The sequence below is a fragment of the Rhizobium hidalgonense genome (assembly GCF_005862185.2).
In the GTDB taxonomy this organism is placed as follows: domain Bacteria; phylum Pseudomonadota; class Alphaproteobacteria; order Rhizobiales; family Rhizobiaceae; genus Rhizobium; species Rhizobium hidalgonense.
This window is the reverse complement of the sequence record NZ_CP054027.1, coordinates 895682-919894: the sequence shown is the minus strand read 5'-3', so window position 1 is coordinate 919894 and position 24213 is coordinate 895682. Positions and strand designations below refer to the sequence as shown.

At 61.4% G+C, this 24213-nt stretch carries 23 protein-coding genes; 9 read left to right on the top strand and 14 right to left on the bottom strand.

Annotated features, from left to right (window positions below; translation table 11 throughout):
• Positions 1 to 10: 10 nt before the first annotated feature.
• Positions 11 to 787 (bottom strand): metallophosphoesterase, encoded by a 777-nt coding sequence (locus tag FFM81_RS04285; protein ID WP_025416912.1) that lies wholly within the window; start codon positions 785 to 787, stop codon positions 11 to 13.
• A gap of 260 nt (positions 788 to 1047) precedes the next feature.
• Between FFM81_RS04285 and FFM81_RS04280 the strand changes: the two genes are divergently transcribed.
• Positions 1048 to 2175, top strand: a complete 1128-nt coding sequence (locus FFM81_RS04280) for an acyl-CoA dehydrogenase family protein (protein WP_138384901.1) — start codon at positions 1048 to 1050, stop codon at positions 2173 to 2175.
• Positions 2176 to 2213: 38 nt separating this feature from the next.
• Here FFM81_RS04280 and FFM81_RS04275 read toward each other — a convergent pair whose 3' ends face one another.
• Together FFM81_RS04275 and FFM81_RS04270 are read right to left on the bottom strand one after the other, a co-directional pair.
• Positions 2214 to 2678 (bottom strand): RrF2 family transcriptional regulator, encoded by a 465-nt coding sequence (locus FFM81_RS04275; RefSeq protein WP_025416914.1) that lies wholly within the window; start codon positions 2676 to 2678, stop codon positions 2214 to 2216.
• A gap of 172 nt (positions 2679 to 2850) precedes the next feature.
• A complete protein-coding gene (locus tag FFM81_RS04270; protein ID WP_138384900.1) occupies positions 2851 to 3639 on the bottom strand; it encodes an SDR family NAD(P)-dependent oxidoreductase in 789 nt (262 codons plus the stop codon).
• Between the two features lie 143 nt (positions 3640 to 3782).
• Here FFM81_RS04270 and FFM81_RS04265 point away from each other — a divergent pair, with 143 nt between their 5' ends.
• Complete coding sequence (locus tag FFM81_RS04265) at positions 3783 to 4553, top strand: TIM barrel protein (RefSeq protein ID WP_097533962.1); 771 nt, start codon at positions 3783 to 3785, stop codon at positions 4551 to 4553.
• On the opposite strand, the gene FFM81_RS04260 is transcribed toward FFM81_RS04265, so the two are convergent.
• On the bottom strand, positions 4550 to 5086 hold the full coding sequence (locus FFM81_RS04260) for a carboxymuconolactone decarboxylase family protein (RefSeq protein WP_003566092.1): 537 nt from the start codon (positions 5084 to 5086) through the stop codon (positions 4550 to 4552). The genes FFM81_RS04265 and FFM81_RS04260 overlap by 4 nt on opposite strands.
• 91 nt (positions 5087 to 5177) lie before the next feature.
• Between FFM81_RS04260 and FFM81_RS04255 the strand changes: the two genes are divergently transcribed.
• Positions 5178 to 5651, top strand: a complete 474-nt coding sequence (locus FFM81_RS04255; protein ID WP_003566093.1) for a cupin domain-containing protein — start codon at positions 5178 to 5180, stop codon at positions 5649 to 5651.
• A gap of 16 nt (positions 5652 to 5667) precedes the next feature.
• Here FFM81_RS04255 and FFM81_RS04250 read toward each other — a convergent pair whose 3' ends face one another.
• The 5 genes from FFM81_RS04250 to FFM81_RS04230 form a co-directional block, all read right to left on the bottom strand.
• On the bottom strand, positions 5668 to 6777 hold the full coding sequence (locus FFM81_RS04250) for a sn-glycerol-3-phosphate import ATP-binding protein UgpC (RefSeq protein WP_097533964.1): 1110 nt from the start codon (positions 6775 to 6777) through the stop codon (positions 5668 to 5670).
• A 12-nt stretch (positions 6778 to 6789) separates the two neighbouring features.
• The gene (locus FFM81_RS04245; protein WP_003566095.1) at positions 6790 to 7704 is read right to left on the bottom strand and encodes an ABC transporter permease subunit; all 915 of its coding nucleotides are present in this window, start codon (positions 7702 to 7704) and stop codon (positions 6790 to 6792) included.
• 10 nt (positions 7705 to 7714) lie between these two features.
• Positions 7715 to 8599, bottom strand: coding sequence for a carbohydrate ABC transporter permease (locus tag FFM81_RS04240; RefSeq protein ID WP_003566096.1), 885 nt, complete (start codon positions 8597 to 8599; stop codon positions 7715 to 7717).
• A gap of 180 nt (positions 8600 to 8779) precedes the next feature.
• Positions 8780 to 10135 (bottom strand): extracellular solute-binding protein, encoded by a 1356-nt coding sequence (locus FFM81_RS04235; RefSeq protein ID WP_003566098.1) that lies wholly within the window; start codon positions 10133 to 10135, stop codon positions 8780 to 8782.
• Between the two features lie 364 nt (positions 10136 to 10499).
• Positions 10500 to 11705: an ROK family transcriptional regulator gene (locus FFM81_RS04230; protein WP_003566100.1), complete on the bottom strand. Its 1206-nt coding sequence runs from the start codon at positions 11703 to 11705 to the stop codon at positions 10500 to 10502.
• Positions 11706 to 11902: 197 nt separating this feature from the next.
• Here FFM81_RS04230 and FFM81_RS04225 point away from each other — a divergent pair, with 197 nt between their 5' ends.
• From FFM81_RS04225 to FFM81_RS04200, 6 genes are all read left to right on the top strand, one after another.
• A complete protein-coding gene (locus FFM81_RS04225; RefSeq protein ID WP_003566102.1) occupies positions 11903 to 13141 on the top strand; it encodes an extracellular solute-binding protein in 1239 nt (412 codons plus the stop codon).
• Positions 13142 to 13214: 73 nt separating this feature from the next.
• Positions 13215 to 14099 (top strand): carbohydrate ABC transporter permease, encoded by an 885-nt coding sequence (locus FFM81_RS04220; protein ID WP_003566104.1) that lies wholly within the window; start codon positions 13215 to 13217, stop codon positions 14097 to 14099.
• Positions 14099 to 14944, top strand: coding sequence for a carbohydrate ABC transporter permease (locus FFM81_RS04215; RefSeq protein ID WP_138384899.1), 846 nt, complete (start codon positions 14099 to 14101; stop codon positions 14942 to 14944). The genes FFM81_RS04220 and FFM81_RS04215 overlap by 1 nt, the downstream gene beginning before the upstream one ends.
• Positions 14941 to 15963 (top strand): SIS domain-containing protein, encoded by a 1023-nt coding sequence (locus FFM81_RS04210; protein WP_025416922.1) that lies wholly within the window; start codon positions 14941 to 14943, stop codon positions 15961 to 15963. The genes FFM81_RS04215 and FFM81_RS04210 overlap by 4 nt, the downstream gene beginning before the upstream one ends.
• Positions 15964 to 16893: a PfkB family carbohydrate kinase gene (locus FFM81_RS04205; protein ID WP_003566110.1), complete on the top strand. Its 930-nt coding sequence runs from the start codon at positions 15964 to 15966 to the stop codon at positions 16891 to 16893.
• Positions 16890 to 17969 (top strand): ABC transporter ATP-binding protein, encoded by a 1080-nt coding sequence (locus FFM81_RS04200; protein ID WP_003566112.1) that lies wholly within the window; start codon positions 16890 to 16892, stop codon positions 17967 to 17969. The genes FFM81_RS04205 and FFM81_RS04200 overlap by 4 nt, the downstream gene beginning before the upstream one ends.
• Before the next feature lie 30 nt (positions 17970 to 17999).
• On the opposite strand, the gene FFM81_RS04195 is transcribed toward FFM81_RS04200, so the two are convergent.
• The 5 genes from FFM81_RS04195 to FFM81_RS04175 form a co-directional block, all read right to left on the bottom strand.
• Positions 18000 to 18827, bottom strand: a complete 828-nt coding sequence (locus FFM81_RS04195; RefSeq protein WP_003566113.1) for a glycoside hydrolase family 16 protein — start codon at positions 18825 to 18827, stop codon at positions 18000 to 18002.
• A 52-nt stretch (positions 18828 to 18879) separates the two neighbouring features.
• A complete protein-coding gene (locus FFM81_RS04190; protein ID WP_003566114.1) occupies positions 18880 to 20361 on the bottom strand; it encodes a lipopolysaccharide biosynthesis protein in 1482 nt (493 codons plus the stop codon).
• Positions 20362 to 20440: 79 nt separating this feature from the next.
• A complete protein-coding gene (locus FFM81_RS04185) occupies positions 20441 to 21685 on the bottom strand; it encodes a glycosyltransferase family 4 protein (protein ID WP_138384898.1) in 1245 nt (414 codons plus the stop codon).
• The gene (locus tag FFM81_RS04180) at positions 21682 to 23028 is read right to left on the bottom strand and encodes a glycosyltransferase family 4 protein (RefSeq protein ID WP_138384897.1); all 1347 of its coding nucleotides are present in this window, start codon (positions 23026 to 23028) and stop codon (positions 21682 to 21684) included. The genes FFM81_RS04185 and FFM81_RS04180 overlap by 4 nt, the downstream gene beginning before the upstream one ends.
• Entirely contained in the window at positions 23028 to 23765 is a 738-nt protein-coding gene (locus FFM81_RS04175) for a Crp/Fnr family transcriptional regulator (RefSeq protein ID WP_128398138.1), read from the bottom strand. The genes FFM81_RS04180 and FFM81_RS04175 overlap by 1 nt, the downstream gene beginning before the upstream one ends.
• Positions 23766 to 24213: the final 448 nt, after the last annotated feature.

Below are 24213 nucleotides of genomic sequence, written 5' to 3'. Positions count from 1 at the left end.
AGGGAGGACGTCAGGTGGAAAAAAGATGCACCTGACCCTGCCACAGGCGGGCGACGGTCAGCTTGCCGCTGCGATAGGCGCGCGTATCGAGATTGAGCCGTCTCGACCTTATTTCGGGCGTGTCGTTCGGCGTATGACCGTGAACGACGAGCTTCGGCAACGGCACCCGGCTTTCGAGAAACCGCTGGCGGATCATGACGAGATCCTCGTCCGTCTGCTCGCCGAGCGGCAGTTTCGGATTGATGCCGGCATGCACGAAAATCACGCTTGGAGTCTCCAGCATGACAGGCAGCGCCCGCATGAAATCGATATGTGTGTGCGGCAGCGACTGGCGGAGGAAGGAATCGAGCTTTGCGCCGGACGGAAAGACCAGCGGCAAATGCTCCGGATCGAGTCCATAGGATTTGAGCGATTCTGCCGACCCCATCCGCATCCACTCGTCATAGGAAATCCAGCCATCGATATAGTCGAGCATGGCGATTTCATGATTGCCGGCAAGGCAGATACGGTCGAAATCATCCGGCGGCGGCGCCATGAGGTGAGCGATGACCTGAGCCGATGCCGGTCCACGGTCGATATAGTCGCCAAGCGTCACGATCAGCTTACGCCCCGGCAGCCGCGCGGCATCGCGCAGGATCGCCTCCTCGGCCTTCGCAAGCAGATCGTACCGCCCATGAATGTCGCCGATCGCATAGGTCGGGATCGCGGCAATATCCAGCGTCAGACGTGGTCTCGACTGGCGTGCCATTTTCGAAACCTCGCCGTTGCGAGCAAGAGTATCGCTCATCATGTTTCTCGATCAAGGAAGCCCCACTTGGCAGTAAGTAGAGTGGAGCACAAGGCAATCAAGCTGGTAAGAAAATTCAAAGCCTTGGGCTTTTGTAGAAAAACCGGCCTTATCATTCGAGGGCCGATCGCTCACTCCTGTATCCCTGCCATCGGCCCGACAATGGGAGCGATTTTTGGAAGGCACGAGGCGCCGAGTCGACGTGTTGCAGCCTTCTTTGTGGCCCGAAATGCGCAGAGCGCTGTAGGAAAGAGTGACCGATGGGAACGGTATCGCAGTTTCAGGACAGAAAGCGGCCTCCCGCGCATCGCATCGAAAGTGAAGAGGAGGCGATAACCACCGCCCGCGACCTTGCCGCCGCATTCCGGCATCAGGCGAGCGAACGCGACATCAACCGCGTGCTGCCCTTTGCCGAACTCGACGCGCTGTCGGTATCGGGACTGACGGCAATCACTGTTCCGCCCGACTATGAAGGGCTCGACGTATCGAACGCACTGCTCGCCGAAATCGTCGCAATCATTGCCGAGGGCGATGCCTCGATCGGCGAGGCGCTGGAAAACCATTTTTGCGTGCTGGAAATGCTGCGCACCCAGGCGACGGAGGATCTGCAGGCGTCGCTGTTTGCCCGCGTGCTGCTCGGTGACCGCTTTGCGAGGGCCACCTTCATCGAAGGAGCCGAGCTTACGGCCGAAGGCCCGGGTTATCGCCTGAGCGGGCGCACAGGGCAGGCATCCGGTATCTTGTTCGCCGACTGGATCGCCGCTGCCGCCACCGCCCCAGCCAGCCGTCCAGTGACCCTCTACCTTGCAGGCGACGACGAAGGCCTACAGGTGGTCGACGATTGGGACGGCTTCGGCCAGCGCACCAATGGATCGGCAACCGCGATCGTCGGCACACTTCACGTCAATGCCGATGCGATTGCGCCTGCCCCCGCCTCCGACCTTTCCACCGGCATCTCGCTCAGCCTCTTGCTCAAGGCAAGCGTCAGCCTGGGTATCGCCCGGGCCGCTTGGCGCGACCTGATGGCGGCAATTGGCGATCGCCGCACGGCCGTTCTTCCCCACATCGGCGAACGCGCCATCCGCATCGAAGCAACCGCGGCAGCCCTGGAAAGGGCTGGCCGTAAACTCGACATTGCCCAGGTCAATCCCGTAGAGGTCGCGATGGCGGACGCGCATTTCTCCGCCTCGGCGGCCGCGATCCTGGCTGGGGAAACGGCACTCGACACCGCAAACGCGCTGTTCGAACTGGCAGGGGGAATATCGGCCGGCATCGGGCTCAATCTCGACCGCCATTGGCGCAACGCCCGCATCCATGCGCTGTCGCTGCCGCGGGATAGGCTGCTGCAGAGTGCAGGCGAACATATGTCGAAGCACGGTGAGGCCTGACGCGGCCCGCCGTTCGCGCCGGACTTGTTAGAGTATGGTCAGCTGGCGGCGGAGATCGGCAATTCTTCCTTGGGGCCGTCGATGCGGCCGCCGGCGGCGACGAATTGCTCGAGGCTCATATTGTCGAGAATGGCGGCGATCGCGTCACGAACATCGGTCATCGAGCGCCGCACCTGACAGGTCTCCGGATCGGCACAGTCGTCGCAGGCCTCGTAAGCCGTACGGCTGGCACAGCGGATCGGCGCCAACGGCCCGTCGAGCGTGCGGATGACATGGCCGATACGGATTTCCGAGGCCGGCCGCGACAGGGAATAGCCGCCGCCCGGCCCCTTCTTCGAGCGCAGGATGCCGACGTTACGCAGTTCGAGCAGGATCGTATCGAGAAACTTCTTCGGGATATTGTTGCGGCTCGCGATATCATTGATGAAGGCGGTCTCGCCGGGCGCCAGCCGCGCCAGGTCGACCAGCGCCTTCAGCCCATATTTTCCCTTTTTCGTCAGCATCGTCGTGGCCCTGTAGAAAACGCAGTATTTATCCTGCCAATAGCAGGCAAATAGCGTCAAAAGCGTGAACATACAACAAAATAGCTATTATTTATAGCTTATCTCGGCAACGTCCACAGCCCACCCGGCAGTCTTGCACAGAACCGCCTTGCCGAGCAGCACAGACAGCCGGTCAGATCGTCTTCAGCATGCCGCCATCGACGAAATAGGTCGAGCCGATGCAGTAGCTCGCCCGTTCCGAACTCAGGAAGACGAAGACGTTTGCCAGTTCCTCCGGGGTGCCGAAGCGTTTGGAGGCGGCGTGTTCATTGGCAACACCCTGTAGGTAACCCTCCCAGTTCCCGCCGGATTCGGCCGTCAGCTGCTTGGCGGTTTTGATCCAGTCGGGGGTCAGGATCAGGCCGGCATTGACGCAGTTGACGCGGATATTGTCCTTGATGAGCTCGGTCGAGAGCGTCTTAGAAAACATCATCAGCGCCGACTTGCTGACATTGTAGATCGGTTCGTACCAGAGCGGCTGGACCGCGCAGATCGAGGCATTGTGCAGGATCACGCCGCCGCCGCGTCCCTTCATCTGCGGTGCAATACCGCGCGCAAGCCGCACGGCGGCCATCACATGCAGCTCCCAATAGGCCTGCCACTTCTCGTCTGGAGCTTCCATCACCGTCTCGTTCGAGCCGGTGCCGGCATTGTTGATGAGGATATCGGCGCCGCCTTTTTCGGCCGCCGCCGCGATGATCGCCTCGGTTCCGGCAACCGTCGCCACATCGGCGACAATAGCGGCGGCGCTGACGCCGTATTTCTCGGCGATGCGGGCGGCTTCCGCCTCGAGCCGCTCACCGCCGCGGGCCGCCAGCACGAGATTGGAGCCCTCAGCCGCCAGCCCTTCGGCGACCGCCAAGCCAATGCCGACAGACGCGCCTGTGATCACTGCGGTCTTCCCCTTCAGTCCCAGATCCATATTTTCCTCCGCGCCAGCGGCCGCGATTCCGGCCTGATGTGCCGAGTGTTCCGCCAATGAAACCAGGCGTCAAGCACTCTGACGCCTCTTGCGGCCGCCACCGATCTGTCGCAGCCTGCATCCACAATTGCGAGGGAGTGGTCATGCGACGTTATTCAGCCTGCATAGAGTGGCTGTTTGCCGAAGAAGGCGATTGCTTTCCCGATCGCATCCGCCGCGCCCAGGCCGGCGGTCTGACGGCGATCGAATTCTGGCGCTGGACCGACAAGAATCTGGACGCGGTCGAGGCGGCGTTGAAGGAAACCGGCCTTGCCGTCACCAGCCTCGTCGCCGAACCGATGATCGCGCTGACCGACGCCGGCAACCGGCAGACATGGCTGAAGGGCCTTGCCGGATCCATCGCAGCCGCAAAGCGCCTCGGCGCGCCGGTACTGATTGCCCAGGCCGGCGACGATCTTCCGGGCGTGCCCCGCGAGGAGCAGCGTCGGGCGCTCACAGAAACGCTGAAATCAGGCGCCGATATCCTTGCAGGCAGCGGTGTGCGCCTTGGGGTCGAGCCGCTCAACATCCGCATCGACCATATCGGCTATTTCCTCGATTCAACCCGCGAAGGCCTCGACATCATCGATGACGTCGCCCGCCCCGAGATCGGCATCGTCTACGACATCTACCATTCCGCCGTGATGGACGAACGCACGGAAGAGGTGCTGGAGGGCCGTCTCGACCGCGTCTTCCATGTTCATGTCGCCGATCATCCCGGTCGCAACGAACCGGGCTCCGGCGGCATCGATCTTGCCGACCGCCTCGGCTGGATCTTCGCCAACGGCTATGACGGCGCCGTCGGCCTGGAATATCGGCCGATCAGACCCGGCGCGGACGCAGTCAGGGCCGCGATCGCCTCGCTGGACGGTTAGGTCGGGTTTGCCCCTTCCGCAAAGGCTTCAAGCTCAGGGTCGAAATCGACCTCGACGACATTGTTGAAGACGGCGGTAGCCAGCATGATGCCGGCAAAGGCGACGAGATCGACCAGCACCTTGGTCTCGTAGCGCTCTTTCAGCTTCGCCCAGAGTTCGGGAGGAATTGCATTGGAATCGGCGACGATCGCCTTGCCGAAGGCGGCAAGCAGTGCTTCCTCCTCGGAAAGTTTCAGCACGTCGGGATTGAAACCCTTGTTGATCAGCGCCCGGCGAAAGAAGGTGATGGCGATCTTCGATTTCGCCGCCTTCGAGATCGCATGCGAAAAGATCCAGATCGCCCGGTCGCTGACGACGGGATCGAGCTCGGCCCGCAGCGTGAACCATTCGGCATAGATGCGATGGGCGACCGGCGAATGCAGCAGCGTCCGCTTCATATTGGTCATGCGTCCGCGCAGCCTGACTTCCTCGTCATGTGCCGCCCGAACCTCTTGCGAAGCCGTGTCGTAATCGATCTGCGGGAGGTGGCTCATCGGGTCCCTCTTTCTGATGCAAGAAGATAAATCCGCTTGGCCGCCGCGCCGCGCCCACCTAAATTGCTTAGATCGAAGGTGGAGACAAGGCATGAGCGACGATCACGAGCATCACCCCATCGACTGGCGGGAGCATGGCGTCAAGGTCATTCCCGCCAATTCGCTCGACCCGAACACCGCGCAGACGCCGGGCATGAACCGCGCGACAGCAATCAACAATGCGCGCGCCGGCGCCGAGAAGATCTGGGCGGGAACGGTGACGATCCATGCTAACGCCAAGACCGGCGCCCATCATCATGGCGATCTCGAAAGCATCATCTACGTAGTCAAGGGCAAGGCCCGCATGCGCTGGGGCGAGCATCTGGAATATACCGCCGAAGCCGGCCCCGGCGACTTCATCTACGTCCCGCCCTATGTGCCGCATCAGGAGATCAATGCCAGCCGCGACGAGACGCTGGAATGCGTGCTCGTGCGCTCAGGCCAGGAACCTGTTGTGGTCAATCTCGATATCGAGCCGGTCGAAAAGCCGGAAGACGTGCCCTGGATCGACCCGATCCATCGCTGATCCATGGCGACGCCCGTCAGGCGTGGACTGTATCCGCACCGCTCATGGCAGGGTTTTCGATGATCCGGCCGGTATCGGCGGCATAGAGGTGGATCGCATTATAATCGATCGCGATGCCGACCGGATCGCCCGACTTCACCTTCACCGCCTCGGTCAGCGCCACGGCAAAAGGCAGCCCGTCGAAATCGGCGTGAACGACGCGGCTCGCACCAAGCTCCTCGATGAAATCGGCCGTCGCCACCAGAGCGCCAGGCGCATCCGGCGCCACCAGACGGGCGGCCTCGGCGCGCACGCCGAGCACGACACGTTTGCCTTTCAGCGGCGCTGAGCGCTCGCGCGGCAGCACGATCCTGCGGCTCTGGTCGTAAACGAAGACGCCCTCGTCATTGATCGTGCCTTCGAGCAGGTTCATCGCCGGCGTACCGACGAAGCCGGCGACGAAACGCGAGACCGGATGATGATAGACCTCTTCCGGCGTGCCGACCTGCTCCACTTTGCCGCCGTTCATCACCACCAAACGGTCGGCCAGTGTCATCGCCTCGGTCTGGTCATGGGTGACGAAGATCGAGGTAGCGCCCAGGCGGCGGTGCAGGCGGCGGATTTCGGCGCGCATGGCGATGCGCAGCTTGGCGTCGAGGTTCGACAGCGGCTCATCGAAGAGAAACACCTTCGGTTCGCGGATCATCGCGCGGCCCATGGCGACGCGCTGGCGCTGGCCGCCGGAAAGGGCGGCCGGCCGGCGATCCAGGAAGGGTTCGAGGCTGAGCGCCTTGGCGACTTCGGCGACGCGCCGGCTGCGCTCGGCCTTCGGGACGCCGGCCACCTTCAGGGCATAACCGATATTCTCGGCGACGCTCATATGCGGATAGAGCGCATAGTTCTGAAACACCATGGCGCAGCCGCGTTCGCGCGGCTCCATCTGGTTGACGACGCGCCCGTCGATAGCGATTTCGCCGCCGCTGATTTCCTCGAGCCCGGCGATCATCCGCAACAGCGTGGACTTGCCGCAGCCTGACGGACCGAGAATGACGATGAATTCGCCGGACTGAATCTCCAGGTCGACGCCGTGAACGACGGGATTCTTGCCGTAGCTCTTTTTCACATCACGGATTGAGATCGGTGCCACAGGGCTATTCCTTCACTTCTCGGTGGAGATAAGGCCGCGCACGAACCAGCGCTGCATCAGGATGACGAGCACCAGCGGCGGCGACATGATGATAAGTGTGCCTGCCATGGCGACGTTCCAGTCGGGCAGGCCGAATTCGGACGGGATGAGGGTCTTGAGCTGCGTTACAGCAATGCCGAAATTCGGATCGGTGGTAATCAGCAGTGGCCAAAGATACTGGTTCCAGGCCCAGACGAACATGATCGTGAACAGTGCGATCATGTTCGGGCGCGACAGCGGCAGCAGAATGTCCCAGAAAAACCGGACCGGACCCGATCCGTCCATCTTCGAGGCCTCGGCAAGTTCGTCCGGAACCGTCAGATAAAACTGCCGGTACAGGAACGTGCCGGTCGCGGTTGCGACCAGCGGCAGAACGAGACCGGGATAGGAATTCAGCAGGCCCCATTCGAGCTTGATCCGGATGCCGGTAATCTGCGCAACGAGCCAGCTTAAGCCGGTCGCATCAAGAATTGTCTGGAAAGGCTGCAGCGCATTGGCCGCGATCGAATAGGTCGGCACGATGCGGACTTCGAGCGGCAGCATCAGCGTGATGAAGATGATCCAGAAAATCACATACCGGCCGCGGAAGCGGAAGTAGACGATCGAGAAGGCCGCCATGGCCGAAAGGATGACCTTGCCGGCGGCGACCGACGTGGCGAAGATGATGCTGTGGAGCAGCTTGTTGCCGAGATCGGCGCGCACCCAGGCTTCGTGTGCGTTTTCCCAGAAATGCGAGCTCGGCATCAGCGGCAACGGCACGCGATTGACCGTCTCCAGATCGAGTGTCGATGCGATGATGACGATGGCGAAAGGCAAAAGCGCGATCACCATGCCGAGCGCCAGAAGCGTATAGCAGATGAAGTTGAATATCGGCGTGCGTTCGATCATGTCCTCGACCTCACTTGTAATGCACGCGCCGCTCGATGAAGCGGAACTGGAAGATGGTGAGTAGGACGACGAGCACCATCAGGATGATCGACTGCGCGGCGGCGCCCGAATAATCGAGCCCCCTGAAGCCGTCGAAATAGATCTTGTAGACCATCAGTTCCGTCGCGCGGGCCGGCCCGCCCTGCGTCATGACGTCGACGATGCCGAAGGAATCCTGGAAGCTTTCGGTGATGTTGATGACAAGCAGGAAAAACAATGTCGGCGTCAGCAGCGGCAACTGGAGATCCCACATGCGCCGCAGCGGCCCGGAGCCGTCCATGGCCGCGGCCTCGATCAGCGAACGCGGAATGCCCTGAAGCGCCGAAAGGAAGAAAATGAAATTATAGCCGATATATTTCCACGAGAAGGCGACGATGACCGCAATCATTGCGTCCTTGCCGTCGAGCGCCGGGTTCCACAGGCCAGGCCAGACATGGTTGATGACCGAGAGAAGGCCGGCCTCCGGCGCCAGGATGAAGCGGAAGGCAAGGCCGAGAGCCGGAGCGGCAATCGCGTAAGGCCAGATGAACACCGACCGGTAGATTTTGTGGCCGCGCAGTTCACGATCCGTCAAGAGCGCCAGGATGAGCGCCATCCCCATGGCGATCGCCGTCGAGCTGAAGCCGAAGATCATGCTGCGGGTGATCGACTCCCAATAGATCGGATCACTAAGCAATTGCTTGAAATTGTCGAAACCGACCCAGACATTGCCGCCACCCCATGGCTGCTCGAGCGTGAACGCCCAATAGAGCGCCTGCGCACTCGGCCAATAGAAGAAGACGAAGATCAGCAGCAGCATCGGACATGCGAAGAGCAGTCCGATCGTCGTCGAGGAGAAAGTGACGCGCTTTTCCATGAGTGGTCGTTTTCGCCATGATTTGGTCTACAGCGCCGCGCGTCTTTCAGACGCGCAAAGGACGCTGTAGCACTTTGAGCTGTAGCGCCGCGGCAGTTCGCATCCGCGACTGATTAAGAGTGAGCTTACAAAGACGCACCCGGCGCGCGCAAGGCGACCGGGTGCGGCTCAAATCAGCAATCAGGGGAGCTGAACGTTCTTGTAGGTCTGCTGGAAGCGGCGCAGCAGTTGGTTGCCGCGTTCGGCAGCGCCGTCGAGAGAAGCCTGGACGTCGGCATTGTTGACGAAGATCGCCTGCAGGCTGTTGGCAATTTCGGTGCGGACCTGCAGCAGGCCGCCGAGGCGGATGCCGTGCGGAGCCGTGTCGTCGGCAGGCGATGCGGTCAGGCTCTGAATGGCGAGTTCACGGCCGGCGTAAGGAGCCTTATCGTAAAAGCCCTGCTTCTTCAGATATTCGAAGCCCGAGTTACGAACCGGGATATAGCCGGTCACGGTCGACCAGGTCAGAGCTTCTTCCGGCTTGGCAATGAAGTTGAAGAAGGCAGCGGCAGCCTTGTATTCGGCGTCGGAGTGACCCTTCAGAACCCAGAGCGAAGCGCCGCCAACATAGGAGCTGTGGCGGGTTGCGTTGCCATAGGTCGGGAGCATGGCAACGCCCCAGTTCATGCCCTGCTTGGCGGTGCGGCCGATATTGCCGTGGTCGCCGACCGAGGTGAGGATGACCTGGCAATCGCCGGCGGCGAAGGCTTCGACGAAGGTCTGGCCGACGGCCTTGTTCTTGATGAAGGCAAGCTTGTTGTCGTACCAGGACTTGAGATCCTTGATGTAGCTGACGAGCAGCGGGTTCTTGTTGTAGGTCAGCTCGGCGTCGAGGCCTTCAAAGCCGTTCTTCTTGGTGGCAATCGCTTCACCGTTAACGGCTTCGAACTGCTCGACGTATTGCCAGACTTCGTTGCTGGAGATGTCAAAGGCGAGCGGGCAAGCATAACCTGCATCCTTCAGAGCCTTGAAATCTTCGCCGGCTTCCTGCCAGGTGGCCGGCGCATGGTCTTTGCCGATCTTGGCGAAGGCGTCCTTGTTCCAGTAGAGCAGAGCGGTTGAGGAGTTGAAGGGGAAGGAATACATCTCGCCCTTCGACGTCGCATAATAGTTTGCGATACCGGAGAAATAATCCTTCCAGTCGACGGTATAGCCCATGTCGGTCATCAGCTGGTTGGCCGGGTAGTAGGCGCCGGACAGCATGATGTCGAGCGTGCCGGCGTCGGAGACCTGAGCGATGGTCGGCTGCTTGCCGGCGCGGAAGGCTGCAATGGTGTTCTGCAGGGAAGCGTCGTAGCTGCCCTGGCTGGTGCAGACAACTTCGTAATCGGCCTGCGACTGGTTGAACCGATCGCACTGTTCCTGGACACGCTTTGCAATGTCACCGGAATTGCCGAACCAGAAGTCAATCTTAGTCTTATCGGCGGCGGCAGCGGGAGCGGCAAGAAACGCTGTAGCGAGAAGGGCGCCAACGGCGCCGAGAAGCTTGGCTTGCATGAGAACCTCGAACGTAAAAGGGACGCGCACTTTCGGCGCACGCCCTATTAGCTGGTTCAAATTACCGCGGCCAATGAATATTACATGACATGAAACGATCGAAATCGCGCCGTCACAAAACCTTCATTCGGATGTTATTTGCCGCAGCCGAGGCTATATTTAGAGAAGCCTCGCCAGCCTCCCCCAGCGCACTGCCGAACAGACATATTTGTATTCGAATAATTATAATTTTCAAGGGGTTTCAATATTTGCCTCTATTGCGATGCAGCATCTCTATTCGGAGATATGGTCGCATGAAAACTTCCAAACCCGGCTATCTCTACGCCATTGCACTGCTGTGCAATGCCCGGTTTCAGCCTCTGATTCAGAGGGAATCCTTCAAAATTGCAGCGAAATGCGGATCGAATGCACGGTTGATCGGCCCGGCGGCAGCCCCGAGCGCCACCGACCAGGGATCGGCCATGCCGGGCTGCAGGCGCGGCAGCATGCGGCCAGGTCGTTCGGCGATCGAAGGCAGTAGCGGGCCGATGGCCACGATCAACCTGTTGACCAGCGCTTCCGGGGCACTACCGCAGAGGATCACCGTCTGCGGATCGAAGACCGTTTCGATCAGATGGATGCTCCAGCGCAGTTCCACGGCCGCCGTTTCGATCCAGGTCTCGATGCTTTGATCGCCCCTTGAGGCAAGATCGTTGATGCATGTATGCAGGTCGGGATCGGCGGGATCGGCCGAGAGATGCTGATAGAGCGAGGCGAGCGAAGCGCGATGTTCGAGCGGCGTCGTTTTACCGTCTGCAAACAGCAGCGCCATGCCAATCTCGCCGGCATTGCCATTGGCGCCGCGGTAGAGTTCGCCATTCAGGATAAGGCCGGCGCCGATGCCGTAGCCGACGAAGAGGCAGACTGCATGGTCGAGACCATGGGCGGCTCCCACCATGCGTTCGGCAGTCGCCGCCGCCGCCGCATCGTTCTGTAGGCCGACATCGAGCCCGGTACCGGCGGTCAGCGTTTCCAACAGCGGAAACTTCTGCCAGGCCTCCATCATCCACGGATCGTCGCCGCTGCCGGCGACCCCGAAGGGCCCGGGCATGGCGACACCGAGGCCGACCATTCGCTTTTCCGACTGCTGAACGATCCCGGCAAGCTTGGAACGCACTTCGGCGACGAGATCGAGGATAACCTTTGCTCCCGTCGATGGACCTCCTGTGGGAAGGCCGGCTTCTGCGCGCACCAGAACACTGCCGATCAGATCGACGGCGACCGCCCGCGTCACATGCCGATCGATCTGCAGGCCGATCGCGAAGGCGCCTTCAGGCACGAGCCGGTAGGGCGTCGAGGGCTGCCCCCTGCCCTTTCGCACCGGCTCCTGCGAACGGACGAGGCCATCGCGCTCGAGTTCCTCGATGATATTGGACACCGTCTGCTTGGTCAGCCATGTCGCCCGCGCCAGATCGGCGCGTGAAAGCTCACCGTTGATCCTCAGGGCATCGATTATCACGCGTCGGTTATGCGCGCTGGTGCCTTCGTGGTTAGTGCCGCTCTTGGCCCGGATCGGCCTGACGTCATTCATGCGCAATTGCCTCTTGACTCCAATAGAATGTTGAAGAACTAATAAGTCAAGACAATTGACTTAATAAGGGACCGAAGAGTTCCAGGGAACGCAGGACGCCAACAAGGCTCCGACGACGCCCCCGAGACGACTTTCGAACACCGACGGCGGAAGGCCGCCCTCGACAATGCGTAAATGTCACAAAACTGGAGGCTGTAATGCTGAAATCCCTTACCAAGACGCTTCTGGGTGCGGCCTTGATCGGCGCATCTCTTGCGCCGCATGCTTTCGCCGAAACGACACTGAACGCGCTTTTCATGGCGCAGGCCGCTTACAGCGAAGCCGATGTGCGCGCCATGACCGATGCCTTCGCCAAGGCGAACCCCGACATCAAGGTCAATCTCGAATTCGTTCCCTATGAAGGCCTGCACGACAAGACGGTGCTGGCGCAGGGTTCTGGCGGCGGTTACGACGTCGTGCTCTTCGATGTCATCTGGCCGGCCGAATACGCCACCAACAAGGTTCTGGTCGACGTCTCTTCGCGCATCACCGACGAGATGAAGAAAGGCGTACTGCCAGGCGCCTGGACCACGGTGCAATATGACGGCAAATATTACGGCATGCCGTGGATCCTCGATACCAAATACCTGTTCTACAATAAGGAGATCCTCGAAAAGGCCGGCATCAAGGCGCCGCCGAAGACCTGGGACGAGCTGGCCGACCAGGCAAAAGCGATCAAGGACAAGGGCTTGCTCGCCACGCCGATCGCCTGGAGCTGGTCACAGGCCGAAGCCGCCGTCTGCGATTACACCACGCTTGTCAGCGCCTACGGCGGCGACTTCCTGAAGGACGGCAAGCCGGCCTTCCAGACCGGCGGCGGCCTCGACGCGCTGAAATACATGGTCTCCAGCTATTCCTCCGGCCTGACCAACCCGAATTCCAAGGAATTCCTCGAAGAGGACGTCCGCAAGGTCTTCGAAAACGGCGATGCCGCTTTCGCGCTGAACTGGACCTACATGTACAACATGGCCAACGACCCGAAGGACAGCAAAGTCGCGGGCAAGGTCGGCGTCGTGCCAGCGCCGGGTGTCGCCGGCAAGAGCCAGGCTTCGGCCGTCAACGGCTCGATGGGCCTCGGCATCACCTCCGCCAGCCAGCACCCCGACGAGGCCTGGAAATACATCACCTTCATGACCTCGCAGGCCACGCAGAACGCCTATGCCAAGCTCAGCCTTCCAATCTGGGCATCTTCCTATGAGGACCCTGGCGTCACCAAGGGCCAGGAAGAGCTGATCTCCGCCGCCAAGGTCGGCCTTGCCGCCATGTATCCGCGCCCGACGACGCCGAAATATCAGGAACTGTCGACCGCGCTGCAGCAGGCGATCCAGGAATCCCTGCTCGGCCAGTCCTCCCCCGAGGACGCGCTGAAGTCGGCCGCGGAAAACAGCGGCCTCTGAGCCCGGCATGAAACCCCGGGCGGCGTCCGCCGCTGCCCGGTCTTAGAATCTATGAATGAAAAGGGTCGCCTCGATGTCGGGCACTTGGCTGACAACCCGCGCGTGGCTTTTGATGCTGCCGCTTCTCGTGGTGATGATCTCGGTGATCGGCTGGCCTCTGGTCGATACCGTCGGCCTCTCCTTCACCGATGCCAAGCTCGTCGGCACCGAGGGCAGCTTCGTCGGCATCGACAATTATGCCAAGATGCTCTCAGGCTCGAATTTCCAGCGCACGCTGATCACCACCGCATGGTTCGCGATCGTCTCGGTCGCCGCCGAAATGGTGATCGGCGTTCTTGCCGCTCTCCTGCTGAACCAGCAATTCCGCGGCCGCACCGCGCTGCGCGCCCTGATGATCCTGCCCTGGGCGCTGCCGACCGTTGTCAACGCCACGCTCTGGCGGTTGATCTACAATCCGGAATACGGCGCATTGAATGCCGCGCTGACCCAGCTCGGCTTGCTCGACGCCTATCGCTCCTGGCTCGGCGAGCCGGGCACGGCGCTCGCCGCCCTTATCGTCGCCGACTGCTGGAAGAATTTCCCATTGGTGGCGTTGATCGCGCTCGCCGCACTCCAGGCCGTGCCGCGCGACATCACCGCCGCCTCGCTCGTCGACGGCGCCGGCGCTTTCGCCCGCTTCCGCTTCGTCATCCTGCCCTATCTCGCTGGCCCGCTGATGGTGGCCCTAGTGCTGCGCACGATCGAAGCCTTCAAGGTGTTCGATATCATCTGGGTCATGACCCGCGGCGGTCCGGCCAACAGCACCCGCACGCTGTCGATCCTGGTCTATCAAGAGGCCTTCTCCTTCCAGCGGGCAGGCTCGGGCGCTTCGCTGGCCTTGATCGTCACCCTGCTGGTGACCCTGCTCGCCGCCGGCTACGCGGCGCTCGTGCGCAAGACCGCCGGGAGCGCCGCCTAATGGAACGCCGGAGCCCGCTTTTCTCAGCTTTCATTCACCTCTCGGCGATGCTGCTTGCCGCGGTCATCCTGGCGCCGATCTTGTGGCTCTTCATCATGAGCATCTCGCCGGCCGCCGATCTCGCGGCAAAACCGCTGCGCTGGTGGCCGCAGTCCGTCGATTTCTCGCGATACCAGGTACTGCTGTCGACGCTCGAAAACAGCGCTGGCGCCGCGTTCACCTCGTCGCTGCGCAACAGCATCGAGGTGGCCGGCATGGCGACGATCGCCGCCATAGCGCTCGCCATTCCGGCCGGCTGGGCCGTGTCGCGCACGCCTTCTGTCGGCTGGTCGCTGTCGATGGTGATCGCCACCTATATGCTGCCGCCGGTGGCGCTCGCCGTGCCGCTCTATATGGGCCTCTCCCATCTCGGCATGCTGAACAACGTCTTCGGCCTCGCCCTTGTCTATTTGACGATCCTGGCGCCCTTCACCACCTGGCTGATGAAGTCGGGCTTCGATGCCATTCCGCGCGAGATCGAATCCGCCGCGATGATCGACGGCGCCGGCCTGTTCCAGACACTCCGGATCATCACGCTGCCGCTCGCCGCTCCCGTGGTCGCGACATCGAGCCTCTTTGCCTTCCTGTTGGCCTGGGATGAATTCTTTTATGCGCTGCTCTTCACCTCAGACCAGCGCGCCAAGACGCTGACCGTCGCAATTGCCGATCTCGCCGGCGGCCGCGTTTCCGACTACGGACTGATCGCCACGGCAGGCGTGCTCGCCGCCCTGCCCCCGGTACTGATCGGTCTCGTCATGCAACGCGCCCTGATTTCGGGGCTGACCAGCGGCGGCGTCAAGGGATGAACATGGCAGAAGAAAGAACCCGCCCGGCCGGACTTGCCGCGATCGATCGCGAAATGGCGCGCCAGCACGCCGATGCAATCGCCTCCTATGAAGCTGCGACGCCAATGGCGGCGAAGGCCGCCGCCTCCTTGAAGCAGACCGGCCGCCTGCTGCTCATCGGCATGGGCGGTTCGCATGCGGTCAACCGCGCCGTCGAACCGCTCTACCGCGCGCACGGCATCGATGCCGTCGCCTTGCCGCTGTCCGAACAGCTTGGCCAGCCGCTGCAGGTTGCCGGCAAAACAATCTTCGTCACCTCGCAATCCGGCGAAAGCGCCGAGGTGGTGCGTTGGTTCGACGAGACCGGCGGCACGCAGGAGACCTTCGGTCTGACCCTCGAAAGCCGCTCCTTCCTCGCAAGAACCGCCCCGTCGCTGGTCGGCAGCGGCGGCACCGAACTTGCTTTTGCTGCCACCCGCAGCCTGACGGTGACCTTCGCCTTGCATCTGGCAATCCTCACCGCCCTTGGCGAAGATCCCGCGGCGGCACTTGCCGCCCTCAGCGCGCCCGTAGACCATGACATCGCCGCCGCCCTCGCCGCATTCGAAAATGTCTCAACCATCGTCACCTCAGGCCGCCGGCTGCAGGGTGTCGCCGAGGCATTGGCGCTCGGATTGACGGAGCTATCGCGCCGTCCGTGTTTCTCGCTCGAAGGCGGCCAACTCCGCCATGGGCCGATGGAAATGCTGGGGCCAGAAATCGGTGTCGTGCTGTTCCGCGGCCTGGACGAGACGGCCAGCCTGGTGACGGCGATGGCGGTCTCTGTCGTCGAGACCGGCGCCCCGGTCATCCTGTTCGACGCATCCGGGCAGGCGCCGGTCACTGGCGCAGTGACGATCCGCTTTGCCCCTGCAACGGGCCTTGCTGCAATCTTCGCCATGCTGCCGATCGCCCAGCGACTGATGATCGCCTTTGCCGACGCCCGCGTGGAAAATGCCGGGACGCCGGTCCGTTCCACCAAGATTACCCGGAGTGAATGAATGCGGCCGCTTGCAGTCATCGGCAACGTCAATGTCGACCTCATCCTTGGACCGGCCGCCCCCTGGCCGAAAGCCGGCACGGAAATCATCGTCGATCATGACGAACTCAGGGTCGGTGGCTCCGCCGGCAACAGCGCGCTCGCCTGGCAGGCGCTCGGCATCGAATTCGTGATCGCCGCCAATATCGGCAGCGACCAGTTCGGCCGCTGGCTTGCCGAAGCCTTCGGCCATCGGTCTGAGAACTGGCCGGTGCGCCCCGAGAGAACGACGCTTTCCGTCGGCATCACCCATCCTGACGGCGAGCGCACCTTCTTCACCACGACGGGCCATCTGCCGCGCTTCAGCCTTGCCGATGTCTTCGCCGTCATCGACGGTCCAAGGCTGCGCGGCGGTTACGCGCTTCTCTGCGGCGCCTTCCTGACCGACGATCTGGCAAAGGAATATGGTGCTTTCTTCGACTGGGCCGGCAGCCACGATATCACCGTCGCGCTCGACACCGGCTGGCCGCTCAACGGCTGGACGGAAGAGAATTGTGAGAAGACGCGCGCATGGCTCTCCCGCAGCGGCGTAGCGCTGCTGAACGAGGTCGAGACGACGACGCTTGCCGGCATTGCCGATCCGGTCGAGGCTGCGCGCGAGATCAGGTCGCACATGCCGGACGGCGCGATCGTCGTCGTCAAACGCGGCCCGGAGGGCGCCATCGCCATCGGCCCGGACGGCCTGCTGGTGTCGGTGGAGGCACCCCTCGTCGAAGTCGTCGATACGATCGGCGCCGGCGATGTCTTCAACGCCGCCTTCCTCGCCGCGCTCGCAAGGGATGAACCGCTGGTGTCCTGCCTGAAGGCGGGAACCGAGGTCGCCTCGCGCGCCATCTCTACCCTGCCCCGCAGCTATGGTGATCCCTCGTCCATCGAGGAGCCCGTGTCATGAGCGCGCTCGACATCCAGAATATCCGCAAGACCTATGGCGACGTCGAGACCCTGAAAGGCATCGACATATCGCTGGAGAGCGGCGAATTCCTCGTGCTGCTCGGCTCGTCGGGATGCGGCAAGTCCACACTCCTGAATATCATCGCCGGCCTCGCCGAGGCAACGAGCGGCGACATCAGGATCGCCGGGCGCTCGGTACTCGCGGTCCATCCGAAAGACCGTGACATCGCCATGGTCTTTCAGTCCTACGCCCTCTACCCCAATCTGACGGTGCACCGGAACATCGGCTTCGGCCTGGAAATGCGTAAAGTTCCGGCGGGCGAGCGCGACAGGGCGGTTCGCGATGCGGCGAAACTGCTGCAGATCGAAAACCTGCTCGACCGCAAGCCGAGCCAGCTTTCCGGCGGCCAGCGCCAGCGCGTCGCGATCGGCCGCGCGCTGGTGCGCAAGCCGGAAGTCTTCCTCTTCGACGAACCGCTCTCAAATCTCGACGCCAAGCTGCGCATGGAGATGCGCACCGAAATCAAGCGACTGCACCAGATGCTGAAGACGACGGTCGTCTATGTCACCCATGACCAGATCGAGGCGATGACCCTGGCAAGCCGTATTGCCGTCATGCGCGACGGCCGCATCGAGCAACTGGGCACGCCGGAGGAGATCTACAACCATCCGGCAACGCTCTATGTCGCTACCTTCGTCGGCGCGCCGCCGATGAACCTGCTGCAGGCGACGGCGCGCGACGGCCGGCTGGCGCTTTCACATTCCGAAACCAGCCTGCCCCTGCCCGCCCGTTTCCGCGATGCGGCCGGCAATGGCCGCGACCTCGTCCTCGGCATCCGTCCCGAGGCGCTTCGCACCAACGGTTCCGGCCCGTCGATCGAGGCAACCCTGGAGGTCGCCGAGCTGACCGGCCCGGAACTCGTCGTCACCGCCCTTGCCGGACATCAGCGGCTGATGGCCTGCCTGCCGCCGCGCACGCCGATCCGCGACAACGAAAAACTCACCCTCTTCTTCGATGAGGAGGCAATGCATCTCTTCGATCCGCAGACCGGTCTCAGCTGTCTCCACCAGCAGTGAAACAGCAATCCGGCCGATCGTGCTGATTGTTCAATTCGCGGCGTCGACAGGCTTCCGCTTGTAGACGTGAATATAGTCGACGAGCAGGATGGAAGGGTTCGGCGTTTCATCGATCGGCCAACCCGATCCGAGCGCCAGGTTCACCAGCGGATAAAACGGCATCTGGAACTCCTTCGGCGTATCGAAGCTCCAAAGGAACTGACGGTCGAAGTAGAAGCTCGTCTTGTCAGCCTGGATATCGACGCCATAGGTGTGATAGTCGCTGTTCAAAATTCCGTCCTGGACCTTATTCCAATAGCCGCCGGTGGTATTCTGCCCGCCCTGGCTCTGACGCCAGATATGAAAACCCATGCTGAATTCGTAGGGCGCGCGGCCGTAATATTCCAGCACGTCGATCTCGGCGGTGTATTTCGACCGGTCGAGGCCGATAAGCCAGAAGGCCGGCCAGACACCCTTGCCCGGCGGCAGCTTCATTCGTGCTTCGAAATAGCCGAACTGCTGCGAAAAGCCTTCACCCCTAGGGTTCACCGACGACAGCAGGCCCGAGCGCCATGTGCCATCGGCCTCTTTGCGCGCTTCGATCTTCAGGATTCCCTGATCGGTGGTAAACGGAAAACCGGGGGCCGGATCGGTGAAACGGGCATCACCGAAATCGCCGTTCCAGGGCGTATGGGCGATCCAGCGGGAGCTTTTCTCTCCCCAGGCCGAAACGTCGAGACTATCGAAACTCTCCTCGAAGGTCAGCTGGTATGCATTGATATTGAGCGGTTCCTGGGCGACGCTGGGCCGGCCGGGAAGCGCCCCCAGACCGAGAACGACGAGCAGACCCAAAGCCTTAGAAGATATCCCGTAACGCATTCCGCTTCTCCAAAAACGCCAGACCAACTCGTTTGGGCTGCACTTGTCTCAATCACGAGGTGAGAACCCCGTTTCGTCGCGGCATGAGCCGTTGAACGATGATGGTCTCGATGCCGCCGGGCCTTCCCAGAATCTGCCAGAGCAGCAGCGCGAAGGCCCAGAAGATTGTGGCTGCCGCCCCGCCGCAAGATGCCAGCGCGACGATAAGATTGAGGCCGAGAGGCATGGCAACGAGCGTAGGCTGCACCCAAAGCAGGAAAGCAATCATCGGCAAGCTTGCGACCAGGGGCCGGAAAAAGGAATTCAGCTGCGAGGCAAAGGTCGCGCCGATCAGCCGCCGCGTGATGACGAGCGATGCGGCATAGGCGACAAGCACCGCAACAACACGCGCGCCCAGCGCCCCCGCCACCTGAAAATAGGCGATGCCCAGAATGGTGACCGGAGCCCTGACGGCGAACTCGACGAACATCCGGAGAGCGACATAACGGGTATTGTTCATGACCATGGCCAATGGCGGCATCATGTTCGTGGGAAGACCGAGCAGGCTGACAAGGCACAGCCATTGCAAGATCGGTGCGGACGATGCCCATTTCTCTCCGACGAGGATACGCACGGTCGGCTCGGCGAGGAAGGCAAGCGCGATGAGCACGGGTGCCGCGACGAAGGTGATCGCATTCGTCGCTTTGAGATAGGCGGCGACCAGGTTGCGGCGGTCTTCGACAGTGGCGAATGCCGCCATCAGCGGGCGCAGCAACGGCCCGACGAAGGTCTGGTACGGAATAGCCGCGATATTGTCGGCGACGCTGAAGGCGCCGAACGTCGACAAGCCGGTAAAACGCGGCAGCAGCAGCCGGTCTAGCTGCCAATTGATCGAATTCAGCACCTGCGACACGGTATTCCAGCTGATCATGTCCTGAAAATGCGTCCATTCGGAAAGGCTGAACGTCGGTCGCATCGGCGCAAAGACATAGGACATGATCATCGCCGCAGTCGGGCCGGCGACCGCGCCGATCGCCAGCCCCCAATAGCTGCCTGTTGCCACAGCTACCCCTACCCCGAACAGCAATGTCGACCCTTTGGCGATCAGATCGAGCGCGAACTCGCGTTTGAAATCGAACCGCTGCATGAAAAGAACCATGCGGGGACTGATCGTGCTGCGCATGGCAGGCGCGATCGAGAGAACGGCGACAAGGGCGAAAAGCCGTGAATCGTCGTAGATCAGCGCCATCGGCCAGGAGATGAGCATCATCAGCAGGCTGATGGCCAGTCCTCTCAGCAGGCTGAGGGTGAAGGCCGTGGCGAACATCTCGTCCGACGGTGAGGATTGACGCATCAGCGCCTGCGTCAACGGCAGGTCCAGGATCGCCTCGACGATGACCAGCACCGATGTCGCGATGGCGACCAGGCCGAAATCCGCCGGGCTCAAAAGCCTTGCCAGGACAAGCAGGCTGACGAAATCCAGCACCCGCGCCAGGAATTTTCCGCTGATGGTCCAGATGCTCGCCGTCGCCGTCCTCTGAGCTACGCTTGACATGATCTATCTATCTATTCCTCGTCAAGGGTTTGAGACGCTTCGGTCACGGCGGCAAGGCAGGTAACGGCGTTCCTTCCCGTCAAGCGGACCGTCGTCTGAAGGTGTCGGCGGATCGGTCGTCATGGCTGGACAGCTGTTGCTCGATGAGGCTGGACAGACGATCGCGGAAGACGGCGGAGGAGAATTTCAGCGAATGCGCGCGGATTGCCTGCGGATCGATATCGTCCTCGACCTCTTCGAATGCTGCCATCGTTTCCAAAAGAGCTTCTGTCGTCTGCTCGGCAAAGCGGAAGCCGACCTGCGGCGCGGATACGGTCTCCCGGGCGCCGCCCGCATCGAAGGCCAGGACCGGCCGCCCTGATGCCATGGCTTCCACCGGCAGGATGCCGAAATCCTCCGTGCCCGGAAACAACAGGGCGCGGCATCGCGACAGGTGATCGCGCAGCACGTTGAAGGGCTGATGGCCGAGAAACTCGACGGTCGGCCCGGCGATCGACTTCAGATAAGGGAGTTGTTCGCCCTCGCCGATCACCACCAGTTTCCGGCCGGCCTCGGTGCAGGCGCGCACAGCGATATCCGGCCGCTTATAGGTGGTCAGCTGTCCAGCATAGAGGTAGAACTCGCCCTTCCCCTTGCCCACTGCAAAATCATCGGTCGCAACCGGCGGATGAATGACAATGGATTCCCGGTCGTAGAAGCGGCGGATGCGGCTAGCGACATAGTCGGAATTAGCGACGAACATATCCACCCGCGAGGCTGTCGTCACGTCCCAGGCGCGCAGCATCGGCGCGGTGATCGACATCAGGGCGCGGCCCACCCAGGGAAGCCCATGGCGGTAGACATGGAACTGATCCCAGATATAGCGCATCGGCGAATGGCAGTAGCAGACATGCAGAGCGTCGGCGCGCGTGATGATGCCCTTGGCAGGCCCGGATTCGCTCGAGAGCACCAGATCATAGTCCTGCAGATCGAACTGCTCGAGCGCAAAGGGCATCAGCGGCAGCATCTTGGTGTAATGCCGTTGCGCGCCGGGGATCTTCTGCAGGAAGGATGTGCGGATGTTGCGCGTCTTCAGAAAATCGCTGATGCGATCGCGGTTGCAGACGAGGGTGAAGATGTCTGCCTGCGGAAACATGCGGCATAGTTCTTCGACGACCTTTTCACCCCCGCGCATCGAAACGAGCCAGTAATGCACAATGGCGACACGAAGCTGCTTGGCGTCGCTTGCGCTTCCGGCCTCGGCGACACGTCGTTTCGCCATGACGGGCGCATCGGCGAGAAACGCCCTCGCATCGGGAAGGGAGGTTGTTGCTTTCAGGGTCAACGGAATACTCCTTGTGTCGCCATGCCGTCTACCGGCTCGAAAACCGCATTCGTCGAAAGCAGGCCGTGATATTCGGCAAGAAGCGCGTCGCGCCATTCCTCGTGTGTCGAGGCGAGATCCGGCGACATCTGGAAAGCCCGCTCGCTCATGGCGCGGACCTCATGCATCGGCATCTGGCTGTATCTCGTCAGAATATCGGCAAAGGCGCATTCGTCGGCCGTATCGCAGGCAAGTGCCATGCCGGCTCTTTCCATTTCCTCGGCGAGAAAGGCGCCGCGCGACATGATGACGGGCAGCCCGCTCCTGGCCGCTTCGATCGCGACGAGACCGAACGGCTCGGGATAGCGAGAGGGCATCAACAACGCACGCGCCTCGCGGATGGTCGGGCCGATCTCCGCATGCGACAGCCAGCCGACGGCTCTGACGTGATCTCCCGATGCTCTGACCAACGGCATCAGCGGCCCGTCCCCGATCACGCAGAGCCTGACGCCGGCTCTGCGCGTGGCAGCTATGGCGTCCTCAACGCCTTTCTCCTCGTCCAGCCGCCCGATGAACACGAACTCGTCGTTGGCCTCTGCTTCGATGCGGTTGATCGAGAGTGGCGCGACGGGATTGCGGATCGTCGATAGCCGTTCGGGTCGATAACCGGCGCCGACGAGAAAACTCGCCATCTTCTCGTGCAGCAGGATGATCCGGCCGAATTCGGTCTGCCCCTTCAAGAGCCGGAGGATATTGGAGCCGCGGGCTACCCGCCACAATTTGTGCGAATAACTTCTCTTGTCGCAAGCTGTCGCAATGCAGCCTCCGCCAAGCGGGCGTCGCTGGCAGATCTCCTGCGCCTGGTAGTCGAAGAACGCGCCGTTGGGGCAGGCCGTGAAGAAATCATGCGCGTGAACCACGCATCGTCCGGCGACCGGCAACAGCGCCCGGAAAATCGCGGGAGACAGGATCTGGTGCCAGCCATGCACATGGTAGACGGTGTTGGCGGTATCTTTTTCGGCAATCCAGTTCGCCACCATGCGGACGGCGGCGCGATTGTGAATGCCGGTGACCAATGCCTTCGCGCGATCGGCGCTGAGCAGGTCGCGGCTGTTCAGCCCGACCATTGAGACCCCGAGTGCGGCAAGCTCCGTATTGGCGGCGTCATCCCCGCTAATATAGGTTACGGGGATGCCAAGCCCGCGAAAAAGCTTGGCAGACAGCACCGCCAGGCCTGTCGCGCCGCCTCGGGCCACCGAATAGTCGTCGATGACGACCACCCGATCGATCGTCGTTGCGCGGGGGCCGGAAAACCGGCCGAAGCTTGCGGTGAATCGGGTGCGCTCGGAAAACGACGGGCGCATTACTTCACCGAAACCGCGCCGTTGGCACAAGCCTCCAGCGCCTTGCGGTTGAGAATGCGGATCTTGCCCTGCCCCCCGTCGATAATCTTGCCTTCTCGCAGGCGCCGAAGGCATTGATTGACCTTTTCGCGCGACGCCGGCAGCGTCGCTGCCAGGTCATTTTGCGAGATGACCAGTTCGTCCCCGCTATTTGCCGCGTCTTTTCCATAAACAGCCGAAAGTCGCAGCAGCGTGCTGGCCAGTCTCGACTGCAGGCTCGACGCCGCATTCGCAATAATGCGGAGTTCAAGCTCCGAAATACGCGCCAGCGCTCTGGAGAAGACCTTCTCCCGAAAGCTCGGATCGCTGGCATACATGTCGCGCAGCAGGCGGCCTTCGAAGAAATGCAGCTCACAGTTGGAGCTGGCTCGATATTCAAGACTCAATGTCTGCCTGCGCAGAACCTCAAGTTCGCCGATCAGGCCTGATTTCGGAATGATCTCGACGATAAATTCCCTGCCGTCGGGCAGCATTGTGCTTGCGCTGACCACGCCCGAATGCACGCGGGCGAACATATCGATCAGGACGCCGGCGCCGGCGATGACCTCGCCGCGCCGGAAACGCCGGACGCTCGACCGGCAGGAAAGGAATTCATCGTCGAGCACTATCCGGCTGCCGAGATGAATGCCGCCGCCAGTCGATATCGCCCCCCTGCCGATGCCGGCCTTACGATCTGATGCGTGTGTCGCTCCATCCATGCGCATAACTCCGAGTACTAGAATGATCATAGAAAATGCTGCACTGCATCATTTATATTGCCTTAATAGGCAAGTCAAATAACATCACCGATAATTAGCGTAAAGATAAAGTTTATACCCAGTTGAAAAACAGAAAATACATCATATACCGAAATCAAAATTCGATTCGTCCGCACAACTGCCACATAATTGGAGAGTCGTTCTTGCAAAAAGTCTTAGACACTAAAAATTGTCATGGCATCAAAAATATAAATGAATCTCCGTGAGTTAATCACCAGTAGGTAGCTTTGGTGGTGATTTAGAATGAAAATAAATAGAACAAGGTACAGTGACAATTCTCTTCCGCCATTTGGTAGCATAAAGAAATAATTAAGGATTATGACCTTGGTAACAGACAATCAGGGTGCGGCGCAGCAAAGTTTGAACGGTTCTTAATCGGAAAGTTTTG